17 protein-coding genes and 1 pseudogene are annotated in these 18,066 nt (G+C 72.6%); 12 read left to right on the plus strand and 6 right to left on the minus strand.

From position 1 onward, the window contains the following. Nucleotides 1-129 precede the first annotated feature (129 nt). Nucleotides 130-1,977: a glycoside hydrolase family 9 protein gene (locus tag Drose_RS18545; RefSeq protein ID WP_313900031.1), complete on the plus strand. Its 1,848-nt coding sequence runs from the start codon at nt 130-132 to the stop codon at nt 1,975-1,977. On the opposite strand, the gene Drose_RS18550 is transcribed toward Drose_RS18545, so the two are convergent. Together Drose_RS18550 and Drose_RS18555 are read right to left on the minus strand one after the other, a co-directional pair. Then, entirely contained in the window at nt 1,974-2,933 is a 960-nt protein-coding gene (locus tag Drose_RS18550; RefSeq protein WP_260729434.1) for a small ribosomal subunit Rsm22 family protein, read from the minus strand. The genes Drose_RS18545 and Drose_RS18550 overlap by 4 nt on opposite strands. Continuing rightward, nucleotides 2,926-3,846, minus strand: a complete 921-nt coding sequence (locus Drose_RS18555) for a DUF389 domain-containing protein (protein ID WP_260729435.1) — start codon at nt 3,844-3,846, stop codon at nt 2,926-2,928. Before Drose_RS18555 ends, Drose_RS18550 begins: the two co-directional genes overlap by 8 nt. Nucleotides 3,847-3,921: 75 nt before the next feature. On the opposite strand from Drose_RS18555, the gene Drose_RS18560 reads away from it, so the two are divergent. Further along, nucleotides 3,922-5,340: a WGR domain-containing protein gene (locus Drose_RS18560; RefSeq protein WP_260729436.1), complete on the plus strand. Its 1,419-nt coding sequence runs from the start codon at nt 3,922-3,924 to the stop codon at nt 5,338-5,340. 32 nt (nt 5,341-5,372) lie between these two features. Here Drose_RS18560 and Drose_RS18565 read toward each other — a convergent pair whose 3' ends face one another. Further along, nucleotides 5,373-6,137, minus strand: a complete 765-nt coding sequence (locus Drose_RS18565) for a PIG-L deacetylase family protein (protein ID WP_260729437.1) — start codon at nt 6,135-6,137, stop codon at nt 5,373-5,375. Between the two features lie 28 nt (nt 6,138-6,165). Between Drose_RS18565 and Drose_RS18570 the strand changes: the two genes are divergently transcribed. Together Drose_RS18570 and Drose_RS39095 are read left to right on the plus strand one after the other, a co-directional pair. Continuing rightward, complete coding sequence (locus Drose_RS18570; protein ID WP_260729438.1) at nt 6,166-7,077, plus strand: alpha/beta hydrolase; 912 nt, start codon at nt 6,166-6,168, stop codon at nt 7,075-7,077. Nucleotides 7,078-7,095: 18 nt separating this feature from the next. Further along, nucleotides 7,096-7,152: pseudogene (locus Drose_RS39095) on the plus strand (hypothetical protein); the annotation flags it as partial. A 35-nt stretch (nt 7,153-7,187) separates the two neighbouring features. On the opposite strand, the gene Drose_RS18575 reads toward Drose_RS39095, so the two are convergent. Continuing rightward, complete coding sequence (locus Drose_RS18575; RefSeq protein ID WP_260729439.1) at nt 7,188-7,958, minus strand: hypothetical protein; 771 nt, start codon at nt 7,956-7,958, stop codon at nt 7,188-7,190. A gap of 118 nt (nt 7,959-8,076) precedes the next feature. Here Drose_RS18575 and Drose_RS39100 point away from each other — a divergent pair, with 118 nt between their 5' ends. Next, nucleotides 8,077-8,379, plus strand: coding sequence for a DUF6886 family protein (locus Drose_RS39100; RefSeq protein WP_390891444.1), 303 nt, complete (start codon nt 8,077-8,079; stop codon nt 8,377-8,379). A 14-nt stretch (nt 8,380-8,393) separates the two neighbouring features. Further along, entirely contained in the window at nt 8,394-8,675 is a 282-nt protein-coding gene (locus tag Drose_RS18580; RefSeq protein ID WP_260729440.1) for a GlsB/YeaQ/YmgE family stress response membrane protein, read from the plus strand. A gap of 176 nt (nt 8,676-8,851) precedes the next feature. On the opposite strand, the gene Drose_RS18585 is transcribed toward Drose_RS18580, so the two are convergent. Further along, complete coding sequence (locus Drose_RS18585; protein WP_260729441.1) at nt 8,852-11,059, minus strand: helix-turn-helix transcriptional regulator; 2,208 nt, start codon at nt 11,057-11,059, stop codon at nt 8,852-8,854. Between the two features lie 309 nt (nt 11,060-11,368). Here Drose_RS18585 and Drose_RS18590 point away from each other — a divergent pair, with 309 nt between their 5' ends. After that, nucleotides 11,369-11,806, plus strand: coding sequence for a hypothetical protein (locus tag Drose_RS18590; RefSeq protein ID WP_260729442.1), 438 nt, complete (start codon nt 11,369-11,371; stop codon nt 11,804-11,806). 367 nt (nt 11,807-12,173) lie between these two features. On the opposite strand, the gene Drose_RS18595 is transcribed toward Drose_RS18590, so the two are convergent. Further along, a complete protein-coding gene (locus Drose_RS18595) occupies nt 12,174-12,635 on the minus strand; it encodes a cupin domain-containing protein (RefSeq protein WP_260729443.1) in 462 nt (153 codons plus the stop codon). A gap of 260 nt (nt 12,636-12,895) precedes the next feature. Between Drose_RS18595 and Drose_RS18600 the strand changes: the two genes are divergently transcribed. From Drose_RS18600 to Drose_RS18620, 5 genes are all read left to right on the plus strand, one after another. Continuing rightward, a complete protein-coding gene (locus Drose_RS18600) occupies nt 12,896-13,231 on the plus strand; it encodes a DUF3817 domain-containing protein (protein WP_260729444.1) in 336 nt (111 codons plus the stop codon). Between the two features lie 182 nt (nt 13,232-13,413). Then, a complete protein-coding gene (locus tag Drose_RS18605; protein ID WP_260729445.1) occupies nt 13,414-15,039 on the plus strand; it encodes a M28 family peptidase in 1,626 nt (541 codons plus the stop codon). Between the two features lie 252 nt (nt 15,040-15,291). Next, nucleotides 15,292-16,143, plus strand: coding sequence for an aldo/keto reductase (locus tag Drose_RS18610; protein ID WP_260729446.1), 852 nt, complete (start codon nt 15,292-15,294; stop codon nt 16,141-16,143). Nucleotides 16,144-16,229: 86 nt separating this feature from the next. Beyond that, complete coding sequence (locus Drose_RS18615) at nt 16,230-16,814, plus strand: hemerythrin domain-containing protein (RefSeq protein ID WP_260729748.1); 585 nt, start codon at nt 16,230-16,232, stop codon at nt 16,812-16,814. Between the two features lie 9 nt (nt 16,815-16,823). Next, entirely contained in the window at nt 16,824-17,621 is a 798-nt protein-coding gene (locus Drose_RS18620; RefSeq protein WP_260729447.1) for a hypothetical protein, read from the plus strand. The last annotated feature ends 445 nt before the right edge of the window (nt 17,622-18,066 follow it).

Genomic DNA, 18,066 nt, shown 5'->3' on the forward strand with positions numbered 1-18,066 from the left:
GGGGTTTATGTCCTTTTCTTCCCTTCTTTGGATCGGTAGCTTCGCCCAAACGCGTGGCCAATCACCCGATTTCTCCCCTGAGAGTCGGGATGCCGCGCTACATCCCTCACCCGATCCAAAGGAGAGCTGGTGCGCCTGCCTGTCCTTTCGCGAAAAGCCCGACTGGCCGCCATCGCGGCGGTCGTGGCTGTCCCCGCGGTGGCACTGCCCATCGCCTTCGCCGGCCGTGACAGCGGCCTGCCCGGAACCGGTGGTGCCAACGACGGCAGCGCTTACGCGTTCCCGGCCACGCCGGACCAGATCCCGGACACCCCTGTCCGGGTCAACCAGGTCGGCTACCTGCCGGACGGCCCGAAGCGGGCCACGGTCATCTCCGACGCACAGCAGCCGCTGCGGTGGGAACTGAAGGACAAGGCCGGCAAGGTCGTCGCGTCCGGTGCGTCCGAGCCGCGCGGCATGGACGACAGTTCGGGCCAGAACACCCATGTGGTGGACTTCAGCTCGTACCGCGGCACCGGCAACACGTACACGCTGGAGGTCGACGGCAAGGCGAGCCTGCCCTTCGATCTGGACCCGAAGGCGTACCAGCAGCTCGGCATCGACTCGCTGTCGTTCTTCTACCCGCAGCGCAGCGGCATCGAGATCTCCAACGACATCGCGCCCGGCTACGGCCGCAAGGCCGGCCACACCGCCGACACCCCCAACGGCGGCGACACGAAGGTCCCGTGCGCCCCGGGTAGCTGCGACTACACGCTCGACGTCACGGGCGGCTGGTACGACGCCGGCGACCACGGCAAGTACGTGGTCAACGGCGGCATCTCCGTCGCCCAGTTGATGAGCAGCTACGAGCGTTCGCCGAAGGCGGCGCAGGCCCGCGCGCTGCACATCCCCGAGACCGGCGGCAAGACCCCGGACGTGCTCGACGAGGCGCGCTGGGAGCTCGACTTCCTCCTGAAGATGCAGGTGCCGGACGGTGAGCAACTCGCCGGCATGGCCCACCACAAGATCCACGACGTGGCCTGGACCGGGCTGCCGACGGACCCGGCGGCGGACCCCCAGCAGCGCCAGTTGCGCCCGCCGTCGACCGCGGCGACCCTGAACCTGGCGGCGGCCGCCGCGCAGGGCGCCCGGGTCTTCGCCCAGTACGACAAGGCCTACTCCGAGAAGCTGCTCGGCGCGGCGAAGAAGGCGTACGCGGCCGCCAAGGCCCACCCGACGATGTACGCGCCGGACTCCGACGGGGTCGGCGGCGGCGCCTACGGCGACGCCAACGTCTCCGACGAGTTCTACTGGGCCGCCGCGGAGCTCTACATCACCACGGGCGACAAGCAGTACGCCGGGGACGTGAGCGACTCGACGGTGCACAAGGCCGACGTGTTCGACCGCGCCTTCGACTGGCAGAACACCGCCGCGCTCGGCCGGCTCGACCTGGCCACGATCGACAACAAGCTCCCGGACCGGGAGCGGGTGCGCGAGTCCGTCGTGGCGGGTGCCGACCGGTACCTGAAGATCGTGTCCGAGCAGGCGTACGGCCAGGCCTACGCGCCCAACGGCGGCTACGACTGGGCCTCCAACGCCCAGATGCTCAACAACCTGGCCGTCGTCGCGGCGGCGTTCGACCTGACCGGTGAGCACAAGTACCGCGACGGCGTGCTGTCCGGCATGGACTACCTGTTCGGCCGCAACGCGCTGAACCAGTCGTACGTCACCGGCTACGGCGAGAAGGCGTCGAAGAACCAGCACAGCCGCTGGTACGCGCACCAGCTCGACCCGAAGCTGCCGAACCCGCCGCGCGGCACCCTCGCCGGTGGACCGAACTCGCAACTGCAGGACGAGGTGGCGTCGGCCCAGCTCCGCGGCTGCAAGCCGCAGATGTGCTACATCGACGACATCAAGTCGTGGTCGACGAACGAGCTGACCATCAACTGGAACTCGGCGCTGGCCTACGTCTCGACCTTCGTGGCGGACCAGACCTAGCACTGGTCCGGTTCGGCACCTGACGAGTGGGGCGGCCATCGGTCGCCCCACTCGGCGTCTCTGGCCGCCTTGTACCGCGGCCCCTCCCGCTTGGACACCAGCACCGGCCCGACGGTGGTGTCCTCCCGGCACACCTGCAGCGTGACGAGTCCCTTCCGGAACGCGGGATGCCGCACGATCCGGCCCGCCGCCGCGCCCGGCGCGCGGGTCGCGGCGACGAACGCGAACTTCTCGTCCTCGTGGCCGAGCTGCGCGTCCTTCAGCCGCCGGTGCAGCGCCGATCGGTTGACCCGGGCCGAGAAGTGGCACCAGTCCCGGCCCCGCATGCCGCAGGCGAGCTGGTGCGGGCAGGGCGCCGCGACCGTCCATCCCGCCGCGATGAGCTGGTCCCGCACCGTGAGGATCCGGCGGTACCCCTGGGGAGTCCCCGGCTCGACGACGACCAGAGCCTGCCGTGCCGCCCCGGCGGCCAGCCCGACGAGCGAGCGCTGGTCCTCCTCCGTCAGCTCCGTCAGCACGTATGACACCGTCACGAGATCGGCCTCGTCCGGCACCTCGTCGCCGAGCCGCCAGTGCCGCCAGTCCGCCTCCAGGCGACCCGTCGCGATCCGCCGGCCGAGCCGCAGCGCCTCCGGCACCTGGTCGAGGATCGTCGTGCCGACGGTGCCGAAGACGTCCGCCACCGCCCAGGCCGCCGCGCCTGTGCCGCCACCGAGGTCGAGCAGGCTGCGCGGCCCGACCGGCGGCAGGTGCCGCAGCGCGGCGGTGACGGCGGCATGGGTCGCCGGCATCCGGTACGCCGCGTAGGCCGTCGCGTCCACCATGTTCCGCAGCAGCGGCTCGTCGGCCGGGCGCCCGCCGCGGTAGTCGGCGATGAGCCGCCGCACCGCGTCCGCCAGCCGCGCGGGCGGCACGTCGGCCAGGACCGCGTCGAGGGCGGTGCGCAGGTCAGACACGACCGCGCCACCACCAGCGCTGGACGAGCAGGGTGAGGACACCCGCGGTGACGATGGCGGCCAGGTTCAGCAGGAGCTGGAGCGCCGACCCCGCCGCCTCGTGCCACACGCCGTAGGCCAGCGCCGCCGCGATGTTGGCCGCCGCCGGCACCGTCGTCACCGAGATCAGCACGCCGATCAGCGGGCCCGCCTTCGCCGACGTCAGCGACAGCATGCCGGCCACCCCCGCGAAGAAGCCGACGATCCAGGAGAGCGCGTCGGGCTGCCAGATGAAGTCGGTGAGCGGCCGCTCCCGCAGCAGCATGCCCTCGTCCACCAGGCCGAGCAGGTCGAGCAGCCAGGTGTTGACCATGGTGGCCAGGATCGCGATGGGGAACCCGACGCCGAGGGCCAGCAGCGCCCGCCCGATCGCCCGGCGCCGGGCGCGCACGACCCCGACGCACAGCGCCGCCAGCGGGCCGAACTCCGGGCCGACGACCATCGCGCCGACGATGAGGATCGGCTGGTCGAGGATCACCCCGATGCCCGCGATGACGGTCGCGATGCCGAGCATCAGCAGATACGTGCCGGAGAGCTCGGTCTCCTCGCCGGTCTTCTGCTCGATCTCGTCCCAGACCACCGCGTCGGCGGCGAGCCCGGGCGCCGCCGCCGCGGCCCGGCTGGCCGACCTCGACAGCGTGACGTCGACGTTCTCGATGGCGATGGAGCCGCACTCGTCGATACCGAGCTCACGCAGCGTGGCGAGGACCGGGCTGCCGGCCTCCCGCACCACGTCGCAGAGCACCACGTCACCGGCCGGCTCACGAGCGGCGCCCGGCAGCACGACCAGGTTGGTCGCCCCCGCCTCGACGGTCAGGACGCCGACGACCTTCTCCGTCAGCTCGGGCGGGCTGATGACCCTCAGATGCAGCATGGTTCCATTTTTGTCGTACCGGGTCGCTAGGCTGACGCCGCCCCTCGATCCCCTCACCTGGAAGGCACTTCATCGATGGCCCAGACGACCTATCTCGAGCTGTCCCAAGACAGCGGCACCGCGCACAAGTTCTACGAGGTCACCGTCGACGGCACCGAGATGACGATCCGATACGGGCGGATCGGCGACGCCGGCCAGGTCAAGAAGACCACCTACAACGACTCCTCGAAGGCGCAGTCGGAGGCGGCGAAGAAGATCGGGGAGAAGGTCCGCAAGGGCTACGCGCCCGCCGTGCCCGGCCAGCGGGCGCCGCGCTCGGTGACCCGGCGGCAGATCGTCAGCCAGCAGTCGACGGCCAAGACGGCGCCGGTGCTGTGGAAGTACCGGTCGGGTGCCCCCGCGTTCGGCATCTTCATCAACGACGACGTGTGCATGGTCGGCAACGAGAAGGGCACGATCACCGTGCTGCGCCACGACGCCACGGTCGACCGGCAGTTCCAGTTGCCCGACGGGGTCAAGTGCATCGTGGCCGACGACGCGTGGATCTACGCCGGCTGCGACGACGGCAACGTCTACGACCTGTCCGGCAAGGTCCCGCGGCTGGCCTATGCGATCGCCCCCGACATCGACATCTACTGGCTCGACATCCACGACGGCATCCTCGGCGTCTCCGACGACAAGGGCGGCGTCTGCGCCATCGACCACGAGGACGAGTTCCTGTGGCGCAAGAAGAGCAAGGGCGCCAGCGGCTGGATGGTCCGCTGCGACGCCAACGCGGTGCACCACGGCCACAGCAGGGGCGTCACCAGCTACGACTGGCGCACCGGCGCCGAGCGGTGGTATCAGTCGACCCAGGGCGCCGTCCTGTTCGGCTGGCAGGAGGGCGACATGCTCTACGCCGGCATGTCGTCCAACTCGGTGCTGTCCTTCGGTAAGGACGGCTCGACGGGCGTGACCTACCGCTGCGACAACACCATCTTCTCCAACGCGACCTCGCCCGACGGCCGCTACGTCTTCGCCGGTGACTACCGCTCGTCGGTCTACTGCTTCGACGCCGCGGGCAACCGGCTGTGGAAGCTCGGCACCGGTTGCGGCAGCGCCTACTCGATGCAGTACCACGACGAGAGGCTCTACATCGTCACCACCGACGGATCACTGGCCTGCATCGACGCCAGCGAGAGCGCGGTGCGCGCGGCCGAGCAGGGCGTCGTGCCGGAATACGTCGACGTGAAGGCCCCGCGGATGGACGCCGTCGCCCCGTCCACGACGGTCGAGGTCGTCTCCGACCCGGCCGACGGTGTCATCGTCGAGTGTGTCGAGCAGGGCGGCCGGCTGCGGATCCGCGTCGTCAGCCCCGGCTACCACGACGACTGGCAGGTCCAGTTCCCGAAGGGCATCCGCGAGGCCAACGCCCGCTACGTCGTGACCGGCGTCCGTGAGGCCACCCGCGGCGGCTTCTACCGCACGCACGGCGAGATCCGCCGCCTGGTCTGACGCGGTCCGGCCGAGCCGGCCGAGCCTGCCGGTCAGCCGGCAGGCTCCCACGGCGGCGGGCCCTCGAAGCGCAGCATGTAGACGTCGAACAGCACCGCCGCCTCGACGCCGATGGCGGGGCCGCCCAACTCGGCCATCCAGGTCAGGAACGGTCCCGGCTCGGGGCCGCTGACGCCCAGCCCCTTCGTGTACTCCGCATGCGCGGCCAGCGAGCGGATGCCGGCCCGCAGCGGCTCGCCGGTGACGTCCACGCCGTGGGTCGGCCGGTCGGCACCGGCGAAGCAGACGAACCGCACGCCGTCCCACGGTTCCAGGCCCTCGTCGGCCAGCTCCGGGAAAATCCAGCGGTTGCCGGCGTCACGTGCGGCGTCCAGCGCGGCGAGGCCGACCACCCGGTGATCGGCCTGGTTGGCCATGCCGCCGGCCATCCGAGTCTCATACGAGCCGGTCACGATCACGTCCGGTTTGTGCCGCCGGATCGACCGTACGATGTCGCGACGCAGTGCCGGCCCGCCCTCGATCACGCCGTCGGGGTGGTCGAGGAACTCCACGACGTCGACGCCGACCTCGGCGGCGGCGGCGCGCTGCTCCTGCTCACGCAGCGGACCCGCCTTGGACGGATGCAGGCTGTCGATGCCGGCCTCGCCGCGGGTCGCGAGCAGATAGGTCACCTGCTTGCCCTGGGCGGTCCAGCGCGCGACGGCCGAGGCGGTGCCGTATTCGATGTCGTCGGGGTGGGCGGCCACCGCGAGGCAGCGGTTCCAGTCCTCGGGTAGCACCTGCGTCGGTGCGGTCATGCCCACACGGTACGGGATACTGGCCCATATGGAACCCTCCCGGCTGCACCCGCAGGCCCGTGCCGCCCTCGGCGTCCAGCGGCGGCAGCCGTTGACGCTCGACAACCTCGCCGCCGTCCGCCGCAGCATGGTCGACGCGGTCCCCGACGAGGTCGGTCCCGGGCGGGCGATCAGCAGCGTGACCGACGTCGACGCGGGCGGTGTTCCGGCACGCCTGTTCCGCGACGGTACGGCCGGCGCCCGGCCCGTCCTGCTCTACGCCCACGGCGGTGGCTGGGTGCTCGGTGACCTCGACACACACGACGGATTCTGCCGGGAACTCGCCGCGCAGACCGGCTGGGCGGTCCTCGCGGTCGACTACCGCCGCGCGCCCGAGCACCCGTTCCCGGCGGCGCTCGACGACCTGGCCAAGGCCCTCGACTGGGTGCACACCCGCCCCGACGACCTGGACCCGTCCCGCGTCGGCGTCGCGGGTGACTCGGCCGGCGGCCACCTCGCGGCCGTCACCGCCCGCCGCGCCCGCGACGCCGGCCGGCCCCTCGCCGCGCAGGTCCTCGTCTGCCCGGTCGTCGACCCCGCCATGGCGTACCCGGACCTCGACGGCTACGGCCTGCACCGCGACGAGATGCGGTTCTTCTGGGACGCCTACGCGCCGGCCGGCACCGACCGGGCCGTCCCCGACCTCGACCCGCTCCGCGCCGACCTCGCCGGTCTGCCGCCCGCCGTGGTCATCACCGCGGAGCTCGACGTGCTGTGCCCGGAGGGCGAGCGGTATGCGGCGGCGCTGATGAACGCGGGCGTGCCCGTCGTCGCCACGCGGTTCCAGGGCATGGTGCACAACTTCCCGCGCAAGCTCGCCCTCTTCGACGCCGCGCCGGTCGCCGTCGCCCAGATCGCCGCCGCCCTGCGCCGCTGGTCCCAGCGCCCGGCTCGTCACTGAGACCGGGCTGCCTCGGCCATGCGCCGCCTCCACCCGAACGCGTTCGGTCGGTGGCGGACCGTCGGCAACGTGGGGGAGTGGTGCGCCGACCGGTGGCGGTCCGGGCCACCTCAGCCTTCGCCGGCCGCGCCGCGGCGGCGCAGCATGGCGAAGCCCGGGATGCCCACGATGGCCTGCCGCAGGTCGCGGGTCACGCCGAGCAACTCGTGAATGTCCGGTCCGACCCGGTCGAGCGTGGCCAGGATCGGCATGACGTCGGTGTTGAGGTGATGGGCGAGCTTGGGCAACTCGTCGATCATCCGGATCGCGGCGTCGATCTCCTCGGGCGACAGGTTGTCGACGAACCGGCGCAGACCGGGCTCGTAGGCGCTCAGCAGCTCGTCGGCGGTGCCGGCGGTCCGTGCCGCGTGCGTGACGACCGCGGCGGCCGCCGCCGACGCCCGCGTCGCCTCGTCCATGACGCCGGCGGCCGTGGTGGTGATGGTGCGGGCGTCGTCCACGACACCGGTGGCCGTGGTGGTGACGGTGCGGACCTGTTCGACGATGCCCGCGGCCGTGGCGGTCAGCGCCCGGGCGTCCGCGACGGCCTGCTCGGCCGCGTCGAGGGCGGCGGTGGCACGGGCCATCAGCACCTCGGCCCCGTCGACGAGCCGCAGGACCCGGCCCGGCAGTGCGATCACGACGGCGGCCGCGCCGACGGCCGTCTCGGCAGCCTTCCCGGCGGCATCGACGGCCGTCCCGGCCGCCTTCCCGGCCGTCCCGGCCGCCTTCCCGGCCGTCCCGGCCAACCTGCCGGCGGTGTCGGCCGCCCTACCGGCCGCCTTCCCGGCGGCGAAGGCGAGATTGACAACGGCGGAGGGCAGGGGGAGCGGCACCGGCATGTGCCCATTGTGCCCGCCACGGCGGCGGTCCGTCGGATAGGCATGTCGGGTGCGACCGGAAACAGGCCAGGTGCTGCATTTCTCGGAGGACCCGACGATCACGCGGTTCGTGCCGCACGTGGCCGCCACCGCACAGCAGCCGGAGGCCTACGTCTGGGCCGTCGACCACGCGCGGGCGCCCGACTACTGGTTCCCGCGGCAGTCCCCCGAATGCCCAGGCGCCACGAGGCGAAGACCTGGGCCCCGAGGTGGGCCGGGCGCCATGCCGCGCCGTGAGCCCGGCGCGCCGCGGTGCCGGCGGCCGGGCCGGCTGCCCGCAGCGTCGTTCGGTTCCGCCGGTGTCCGGGCCCCGTCCGCCGCATGCGTGTTTCGGTCACGGTCGCTGAGGGCATCAATGCGTCGACCGGAATTGCAGGGTTGAGCTTAGGAGGAGCGGTGACCGTCACCGGTATCATCACGGCGCTGATCGTCGGTCTGATCGTCGGCGCGCTCGGTCGGCTGGTGGTTCCCGGCCGGCAGAACATCTCGATCGTGCTGACCATGGTCGTCGGCGTCATCGCCGCGCTGCTCGGGACCGTGCTGGCCAACGCGATCGGCATCGCCACCGACACCCCGGGCGTCGACTGGGGCGAGTTGCTGGTCCAGGTCCTGCTCGCGGCCGTCGGCGTCGCGCTCGTGGCCGGTCTGTCCGGCCGTGGCCGCCGCAGCGCCCTCTGACCCGGCGCTGACCGCTGGCACGTGACATCGTACGGTCCCCGGCCGCCGGCCGGGGACCGTACGTGTGTGCGGGCTACCCGGCCACCGGCACGTCGTCGTCGGTCGAGGCCGGGGCCGGGGCCAAGGGTGCGAGACGCTCCACGACCATGAAACGGCAGCCGAACCGCAGGGCCGTGTCACAGCAGGCCGAGCTCGCGGCCGCGGCGGATCGCGTCGCGGCGGCGGTGCACGCCGAGCTTGTGGTAGATCGCCGAGGTGTGCGTCTTCACCGTGTTCGGCGAGATCCGCAGCGCGGCGGCGATCTCGGCCACGGTCATGAAGCCCACGAGCATCCGCAGCACGTCCGTCTCGGCCACGGTCAGTACCGCGGGCACCGCCGACCGGTCCGGTGCGGTGTCGGCCGGGCGCGGCAAGCCCCGGTCGACGGTGAACGGATACCACAGCCGCTCGCGGGCGGCGATCTCCCGGGCCTCCCGCACCAGGCCCGCCGTGGCCGCGGTGTCCCCGAGGCGCTGCGCCGCGTGGGCGAGCACGAGCCGGACGTCGATGTCGTGCAGCAGGCAACCCGTCGGCCCGGCCAGGTAGGGCCGCAGCAGTTCGCCGACCCGCGGGTCGGCCCGGCCGGTGGGCCGGTGCGCGAGCAGCAGTGCGGCGGCGCCGAGATCGGCCACGACGGGCGGGAACCGTCGAGCGTCGGCCTCCCACCGCCGTTGCGCGTCGTGCGGCAGGCCCTCCGACAGGAGGAGCTGGATCCGCATCGCGCGTGGCGCCCACGCCGGCAGGACCTCGAGGTCGGCCTCCTCCGCGATGAGCCGCTCCAGCGCGACGAGCGCCGGGCCGTGCCCGCCCTGCTGGCGCAGCACCCCGAGCCGGTGGAAGGTCGCGTTGGCCAGTAGCGCGGACGTGCCCGGCCACACCTCGACGAGCAGCTCGTCGAGGTACTGGTGCGCGGGCTGCGGGCAGCCGCGGAGCTGGGCCACGGCGGCGAGGATGAGCAGCGCCCAGCCCTCGTCGTGCGAGCCGGTGACCCCCTCGCGGTGCAGGACGGCACGGGTCCGCGCGGCGAGCCGGCCGGCGCGTTCGAGGTGCCCCCGCTGGAGCTCGATCATCGCGCGGACGCACAGCATCGACCCGTACGACGGCCGGTCAGCGGTGTCCACGGCCCGCCGGGCGGCGGTGTCCACGGCCCGCCGGGCCGCGTCCGGTTCGCCTTGGCCGAGTGCCCGCCACGCACTGCCCAGCGCCGCGTCGTCCGGCGGCGGCCACGGCGAGGACGGCGGCCACGGCGCCGGTGCGGCCGGCGCCGCGGTGGCGACGGTCCGGGCCGGGCTGTGCCGGATGGCGTCGGCCTGGGTCCGGGCCAGCCGGGCGGCGAGCCGGTGGTCGTGGCCGGCGATCGCGTGCCGGAGCGCTTCACCGGGCTGGCCGTGGACCGTGTACCAGGCGCCGGCGATCCGATGGAGTCGCTGGGCCAGCACCGGGTCGTCGTTCACCAGGGCGGTGTAGAGGGCGGTACGCCACAGCCGGTGGAACCGGAACCACTCGGAGTGCCGGCCGACGCGGGTGGCGAAGGCGCCGTTGCGGGCGAGGTCGGCGAGCAGGGCGGCGCCGTCGGGACGGCCGCTGAGCGCCGCGAACAGGTCGGCGTCGACCGACTCGGCGACGCTGGCCAGCCGTACCGCGTCCCGCGCGTCCGGGGTGAGCTCGCCGAGGACGTCATGCCACACGTACTCGTCGAGCCCGGCCCCGGCTCGCAACAGTTGGTCGACGTCCGGCTCCCGGTGGGGCGGCAGGCCCGCCATCGCGTCGAGCGCGATCACGAGGCCGGCGGCCCAGCCCCCGGTCACCGCGAAGACGCCGTGGACGGTGGTCGGCGGCAGGTCGAGCCCGCGCGACAGCGCCAGCTCGGTGGTCTCGGCCGAGGTGAACGCGAGGTCCGCCGCGTCGACGGCGACCGGGTAGATCGCGTCGCCCGTACCGGCGCCGTCGGATCCGGGCCCGTGCCGGCCGACCAGGACGACCCGGGCCGCCGGGCGGTCCGCGACGAACCGGTCCACCTGTATGCGCAGGCCGGCGTCGGAGACGGCCTCGACCCCGTCCAGCACCACGGTGACGGGACCTGCGCGGCCGGCCACGCGCGCGGCGAGGTCGACCGGACGGTCCGGCCCGAGATCCGTGCAGTCGACGGAGATCACCGCGCCCGCCGCGGAGGACCGGGCCAGCCAGTCCCGCACGAGCGTCGTCTTCCCCGCGCCGGCCGGGCCGTAGACCGCGATGGCCCGGGCCCGGCCGGCCGCCGTGAGCAGCGCTTCCAGGCGCGGCCGGTGCAGCCGGTGTTCGGCCGCGCCGGGCTCGCTCGCGGGTCGGTGCGTCGTCGCGACCATGCGCCCGCCTTTCCGCGACAGGTCTGCTGTGGAAGAGCCTGCCCTGACGGCGGTGCGCCGCCTCGGGCCGGTACCGATTCGCCGCGCGGATCCGACGATGCCGGCTCCCGGTCACACTGTCCATCGATGGCGCGGCCGGTTCCCCGCGATTCGCGAATCCGCGACCGAACCGCCGGTCTGCGGTGCCGGATCTACCGATCGGACCGACCGGATCTACCGATGCGGTCCATGACGGGGCGCCGCGGGCTACGCGATGTCGATCAGCACACCCGCACGGGTGCCCGGCCGGATCTTGTACTGTGCGACGCTATGTCGGTCATCGCTTCCTTTACCGTCCTCAATGCCAAGCTCCTTCCCGACTTCACCGCCGACCCCGCCGGTGTGCTCGCGGCACACGGGCACGCGGTGTCGGGGGAGTACGGCTGGTCCGGATACGTCGTGCTGGCGGTGCTGGACGCCCTCGAGGACCGCGGGATCTCGCTGTCCGACACCGGGCCCGGCGAACCGATCGGCGGCCCGGACGACGACAGCTTCTACACCCTGCTCAGCCCCGAGCACCGGCGGCATCTGCCGCAGCTCGACCCGGCCGGCATCGACGCGGCCGAGTTCAAGGCGATCTTCGACGAGGAGGGCCTGGAGCTGGACGAGCACGAGTCCGGCACCGCCGGCCGGGAGACGGTGACCCTCTTCCGCGACCTGATCGCCGCCCTGGCCGACGACGAGGTGCTGGTGGTCCACATCGGCTGAGCGCTTCCTGGCCCGGATCCGGGCCGCTGTCCCGGTGGCGGCATCCATGCGGAACGTCCCGCCGCCCGGCGGAGCACCGCGCCGGGCGAAGGGCGCTCCGCCGGGCCGGCCCGTCACGGGCCGGGGCACACCGTGGTCGGGGCGGCCGGTGGCGGGTTTCGCGCGACCCAGTCGGCGAGCCGGCTTCGCCGGCGAGCCGGCTTCGCCGGCCCTGTTGCGCGTTGATCATGCAGTTGTGGTGCCTGACAAACCGGTCATTCAGGGAGTGTCTCGGCACCACAACTGCAAGATCGACGCGAAAAAAGGGGGTGGAGGCCCGGCCGGTGTCGGCCGGCCGGGGCTCACGGGTCGCCGGGCCGTCAGGAACTCACCAGCACACCTCGGGCTGGAAGGTCCGGTCCTCGTCCTGACGTGGCACGACGGCGCCCATGGGCGGTAGGCGGTATTCGGCATCGCTCACGTGCGCACCCCATTCGGTGCCGGCGTCGAGCGCGTCGGTCTCGCAGGTCGACATGACGGCGACGAACGAGTCCGGTGCGGCGCCGTGCCAGTGCCATTCGCCGGCATGGCAGACGACCGTGTCGCCGGCGAGCACCTCCAGCACCGGGCCGCCCCGGCGCTGGACCCGGCCCACGCCGAAGAGAACGTGGAGCACCTGGCCGTAGGGCTCGCGGTGCCACGCGGTCCGGGCGCCGGGGCTGAACTGCTCGCTCAACGCCCGCAGCCGGGACGGCTCCATGCCGACGATGTCCTTGCCGGTCCACACGACGCCGCTGTAGCGGCGCTGCGGAGCTTCCCGGCGCTCACCCGGGGCGCGGATGACCTCCATAGCCTCCCTTTCTCCAGTTGTACGGTCAGGCGCCGGTATCTCCGGCGTCCCGGCCGCGAAACGGCCCGCCGGGGTGATTCGGTGTGGGGTCCCGCGAGCCCCGGCGCATGCCCTGGAAAGGTCGCACCACGGTGACCGGTGCCGGTGCGACGGCGCGGTCCACGGGCTGACCGCCAGCTTGCTCCCGGCGGCGCGGAAGGGGCGGCTATCCTCGGTAGCGATTCTCGGACCGCCCTGACCTGCCAGAAGCCGGAGGCATCATGCAGCCGTACCGCCTGTTCCGCTTGACCGCCCTGGCGGAGGCGTGCTCGTGGACGGGCCTGCTCGTCGGCATGTACCTCAAGCACGTCGCGGAGGTCACCGACGCCGGTGTGTGGCTGTTCGGCAGGCTGCACGGGGTGCTGTTCATCGCCTACCTCGTCGCGACCGCGTGGGTGGCGCGCGCGGAGCGGTGGTCCGCCGCGCGCACCACCGTCGCGGTGCTGGCGTCGGTTCCCCCGCTGACCACGCTGCTCGTCGAGCGCTGGCTGTCGCGGCGGCGGCCCGCTCCGGCCGAGGCCGCGCGCACCGGTGCGCCGGCGGAGGACCGCGTGTAAGGCCTGCCGCCGGAGCGCGCGCCGTCGACTCACCCTTGTCGTGGCCCTCGGCCACCGCGATTTGTGCGCGAATGCCCTTTTAGCGGCTACCGTCGATGTTCTGTTTCCGCATACATTCTCCCTGCCCGTCGATACGTCGGGTGGTTCCGTGCACAGCCACACGGAGAGGAGAACACATCGTGGTGTCTCGCTCGGTTCGGAGGCTCCTGGGTGCGGCCACCGCCGCCGCCCTGGTGGGCTCGATCGGCCTGGCGAGCCCGGCACACGCCGGCTCGAGCGGCAACAACGACACACCGAAGAAGCTGACCAAGGCCGTGACGCTGCCCGGCGTCATGCGGCACCTGCTGGCGTTCCAGGCGATCGGCGACAAGAACGGCGGCAACCGCGCGTCCGGCCAGCCCGGGCACAAGCGCAGCGCCGACTACGTGGCGGCGCTGCTCCAGCACGCCGGCTACACGGTCACCCGGCAGCCGTTCCAGTTCAACTTCTGCGACCAGAGCGGCTCGTCGTTCGCGCAGACCGCGCCCACACCGACGACCTACGTCGACGGCACCGACTACGACCTCATGGACTGTTCAGGGTCGGGCGACATCACCGCGGCCGTCGTACCGGTCGACCTCAACCTGGTCGCACCCCGCACGACGGTGACGTCCGGCTGCGAGGCCTCCGACTTCACCGCCGCCGTGGTCGGCAAGATCGCGCTGATGCAGCGAGGTGGCTGCCCGTTCGGCACCAAGGCGGCCAACGCCGCGGCGGCCGGTGCGGCCGGCGCGATCGTGATGAACCAGGGCAACGGCGACCCGGTCACCAACGCCGACCGGTACAGCCTGTTGCTCGGGACGCTCGGCGCGCCGGTCGGCATCCCGGCGATCGGGGTCTCGTACGCCACCGGTGCGGCGTTCGCCGACACCCCGGGCCTGACCGCGCACCTCACGGCGAACACGACCGCCGAGATCCGCACCACCGAGAACGTCATCGCGGAGACGAAGACCGGGCGGGCCGACAACGTCGTCATGGCCGGCGCGCACCTAGACTCCGAGCCGGACACGGTGGGCGTCAACGACAACGCCAGCGGCAGCGCCGGGTTGCTCGAAGTGGCCCTGCAGATGGCCAAGGTCAAGCCCAAGAACAAGGTCCGCTTCGCGTGGTGGGGCGCCGAGGAGGCCAACCTCGTCGGCTCGACGTTCTACGTCACCAACCTCACGCCGCAGCAGCAGGCCCAGATCACCCTGTACCTCAACTTCGACATGATCGCCTCGGCCAACTACATGTTCGGCGTCTACGACGGCGACGACTCCGCGGCCCAGGGCTCCGGCCCCGGCCCGGCCGGATCGGCGCAGATCGAGAAGCTGTTCGAGGCGTTCTACGCATCGCGCGGCCAGCCGACGAACGCCGCCGACTTCACCGGCCGCTCGGACTACGGCCCGTTCATCGCGGCCGGCGTCAGGATCCCGGCCGGCGGCCTGTTCACCGGCGCCGAAGGGATCAAGAGCGCCGCCGACGTCGCCAAGTTCGGCGGGGTCGAGGGCGCGCAGTACGACCCGTGCTACCACGACCCGTGCGACGACCTCTTCCGGGTCGTCCAGAAGGGCGGGGACGCGGCCCTGTACGCGCAGCTCCGGAGCCGGTACGAGCTCATCGGCAACATCAACACGTTCGCGCTCGACACGAACGCCGACGCGATCGCCACGGCGGTGATCACGTACGCGTTCGACACGTCCACCATCCCGCCGCGCACCGCCCCGGCCGCCACGAAGGCGACCGTGGCCGGGCCGCAGACCGACGCCAACGGCCTGCACCTGCGCTGACCGGTGCCGACCGGCCGCCGCGCCCGGCGCGGGCACGGCGGCCGGTCGGCATGCGACCCGGGTGCGGCCGCGGTCACCGGTCCGGACGGCGACGAGGCGGTGCGCGAGGCCGCTCGCGGCTACCGGTCCGGCAGCCGACCCGACCTGGGCCGACCGGGCCCGGGACGGCCCGGGACGGCCCGGGTTTACCGGCCGGGGGCCGAGGTAGTGGTCGGTGACGAGCCTCCCGGGACCCGACGCGAGGAGGGGCGGATGCGGACGCTGACCATGCCGACGGTGGAACTGCCGGCCGGGCAACAGATCCCGGCCCTCGGACAGGGCACGTGGGGTCTCGGCGAGGACCCGGCGTACCACGACGAGGAGGTCGCGGCCCTGCGGACCGGGCTCGACCTGGAGATGACGGTCGTCGACACGGCCGAGATGTACGGCGACGGCGCCGCGGAACAACTCGTCGGCGACGCCGTCTTCGACCGCCGCGACGACGCGTTCATCGTCACCAAGGTCCTGCCGTCGCACGCCGGTCGTCCCGACACGCTCCGTGCCTGCGAGGCCAGTCTGCACCGGCTGCGGACCGACTACATCGACCTGTACCTGTTGCACTGGCCCGGCCCGGTGCCGCTGGACGAGACCGTCGACGCGTTCACGGTCCTCCAGGACCAGGGCAAGATCCGATTCTGGGGCGTCAGCAACTTCGACGGCGTCGACCTGATGGAGCTCACCGCGGTCCAGGACGGCGGTGCGGTGCAGACCGACCAGGTGCTGTACAACCTGGTCCACCGCGGCATCGAGTGGGACCTGCTGCCCGCGTGCCAGCGCGACGGGCCGCTGATCATGGCCTATTCGCCGTTCGACCACCGCGGGACGGTGCTGCGCCATCCGGCCGTCGCCGCCGTCGCCGACCGGCACGGCGTGACCCCGGCGCAGGTGGCGATCACATGGGTGCTCCGCCAGGACGGGGTGACCACGATCCCGAAGGCGAGCACCCCGGAGCACACGCGGGAGAACCACGGCGCGCTGGCGGTCCGGCTCGACCTCGAGGACTACGCCGTGCTCGACCGGGCCTTCCCGCCGCCGGACGGTCCCCGGCCACTGGAGATGATCTGAGCCGCCGGTGCCGCCCGTCGCATGAACCGGGCCGTACCGGGCAGTGCCGCCCGAGAGACGCAGATGTGGGGGTGATGTCGGTGAGCATGACCGAGACCGAGAACGGCCGAGACGTCGTCGACCTGCTGCTCCAGCAGCATGACGAGATCAAGAGCCTGTTCCGCGAGACGAAGGCGACGAAGGGACCGGCGAAGCAGGAGCTGTTCAACGACCTGGTACGGCTGCTCGCGGTGCACGAGACGGCGGAGGAGGCCGTGGTCCACCCGCTGGCCCGCCGCAAGCTCGACGACGGCGAGCACGTGGTCGAACAGCGGCTGGAGGAAGAGGACCGGGCCAAGAAGGAACTGGCCGACCTGTACGACATGGGGATCGACCATCCGGACTTCGATCGCCGGCTGGAGCGCTTCGAGGCCGAGGTCGTCAGCCACGCGACGAGGGAGGAGAACGAGGAGTTCCTGAGGCTGCGCACCGCTGTCGATGCCGGCAGACTGCGCGACCTGACCGGGGCGCTGAAGGCGGCGGAGATGGTCGCACCCACCCGGCCGCACCGGATGGCACCCCAGTCGGCCGTCGGCAACATCGTGGCCGGCCCGCCGATGGCGCTGTTCGACCGGGTCGCCGACGCGGTCCGGGACTGGCGGCAGAAGCATCCCGAGGAGATCAAGACCTGAGCAGGGATCGTGGACGACACGGGCGAGGAAGCGGCGCGGGACCGGGCCGCCGTGCGACTCGAGGCCGGTGATCTCTCCTTCTTCTACCGTCCGCGGGTGGACGACGACCTGGTGGCATCGCTGGACGAGGTGCAGCGACTGCTGCTGGTCCTCCGCCCGTGGACGGGCCACGCCGTGCGGCTGCTCGTCGTGGGGCGCAAGCGGCTGCCCGACGTCGGCGCGCACGAACGGGCCTGGTGCTTCGTCGACCGGGTGGTGGCCCGGCCGAAGGAGCTGCGCGAGGCGCTGGACGAGCGGCGGTACATGACGAAGACCCGTGGCGAGCGGGTCCAGCCGCCCGCGCGGCCGGCGGGGGAAGGGGAGTACACCATCGCCCGGCACGACGACCACACGCACTTCGAGTACGCGCTGGAGCTGCCGGAGCGGCCGGGTCCGGTACAGCGTGACCTCAACATCGAGACCCAGGCCGGCTACATCGTGGCGGTGCGGAACCCGCGGACGCCGGCGCCGCAGGGTGTCGGCCGGGCGTGGACCCGGGCCGGGCGCAAAGGGCCCGAACTGTCGCCGGCGCTGCTGGCGCGCTTCGGCGGCCGGCGCTTCTCCCCGCTGGATCCCCCGGCATTCCTCGACCACGAGGGCGTCGAACTCGTTCTCGTGGGTGCGTCGCGGGACGATGCGGAGGAACTGGGCCTGCGCCCGGGCGACCGGGACGCGGAGTCGGCGGCGCGCGGCGCACTGCTCGAAGAGCTGCGGATCGAGCGCCGCCAGCACCTGCTCGAGCCGCTGCTGGCCGGGGAATGGCGGTAGGAGGCCACGTCGCGACGCCCGGATCCCATCCGCTCGAAGCCTGCCCGCCGCTCCGGCCGCGCGCGCCGCGCGGGCGCTCCGGCCACCTGTCGTCCGGCGACGAAGCGCAGGTCGGCGCCGGAATTCCGCCGTGACGGACATCTCAAGTCGACGAGTACGTCACTCGTTGTTCACGTAGCGCTCGTACGGTTCGGCGCGCAGGTCGTCCCACCCCGCAAGGAGCACCGCCATGTCCCACCTGTTGTCCGCGATCGTGATCGAGGTGGTCAGCGCCCTGCTGATCGCCGGCATCATCGCCGTCGTCCGCCGGATCGCCGCCCCGCGCACCGCCTGACGGGACGGCCGAACACCCGGCACACCGCCGCCCGGCGCGCGGAGTTGTCCATCCGGTGCCGGATCCTGGGTTGCCCCGGCATCGGATGGGTAGCTCCGTGCGCTGGAGAAG

Origin of the sequence: Dactylosporangium roseum (assembly GCF_025264685.1) — a bacterium.
In the GTDB taxonomy this organism is placed as follows: Bacteria; Actinomycetota; Actinomycetes; order Mycobacteriales; family Micromonosporaceae; genus Dactylosporangium; species Dactylosporangium roseum.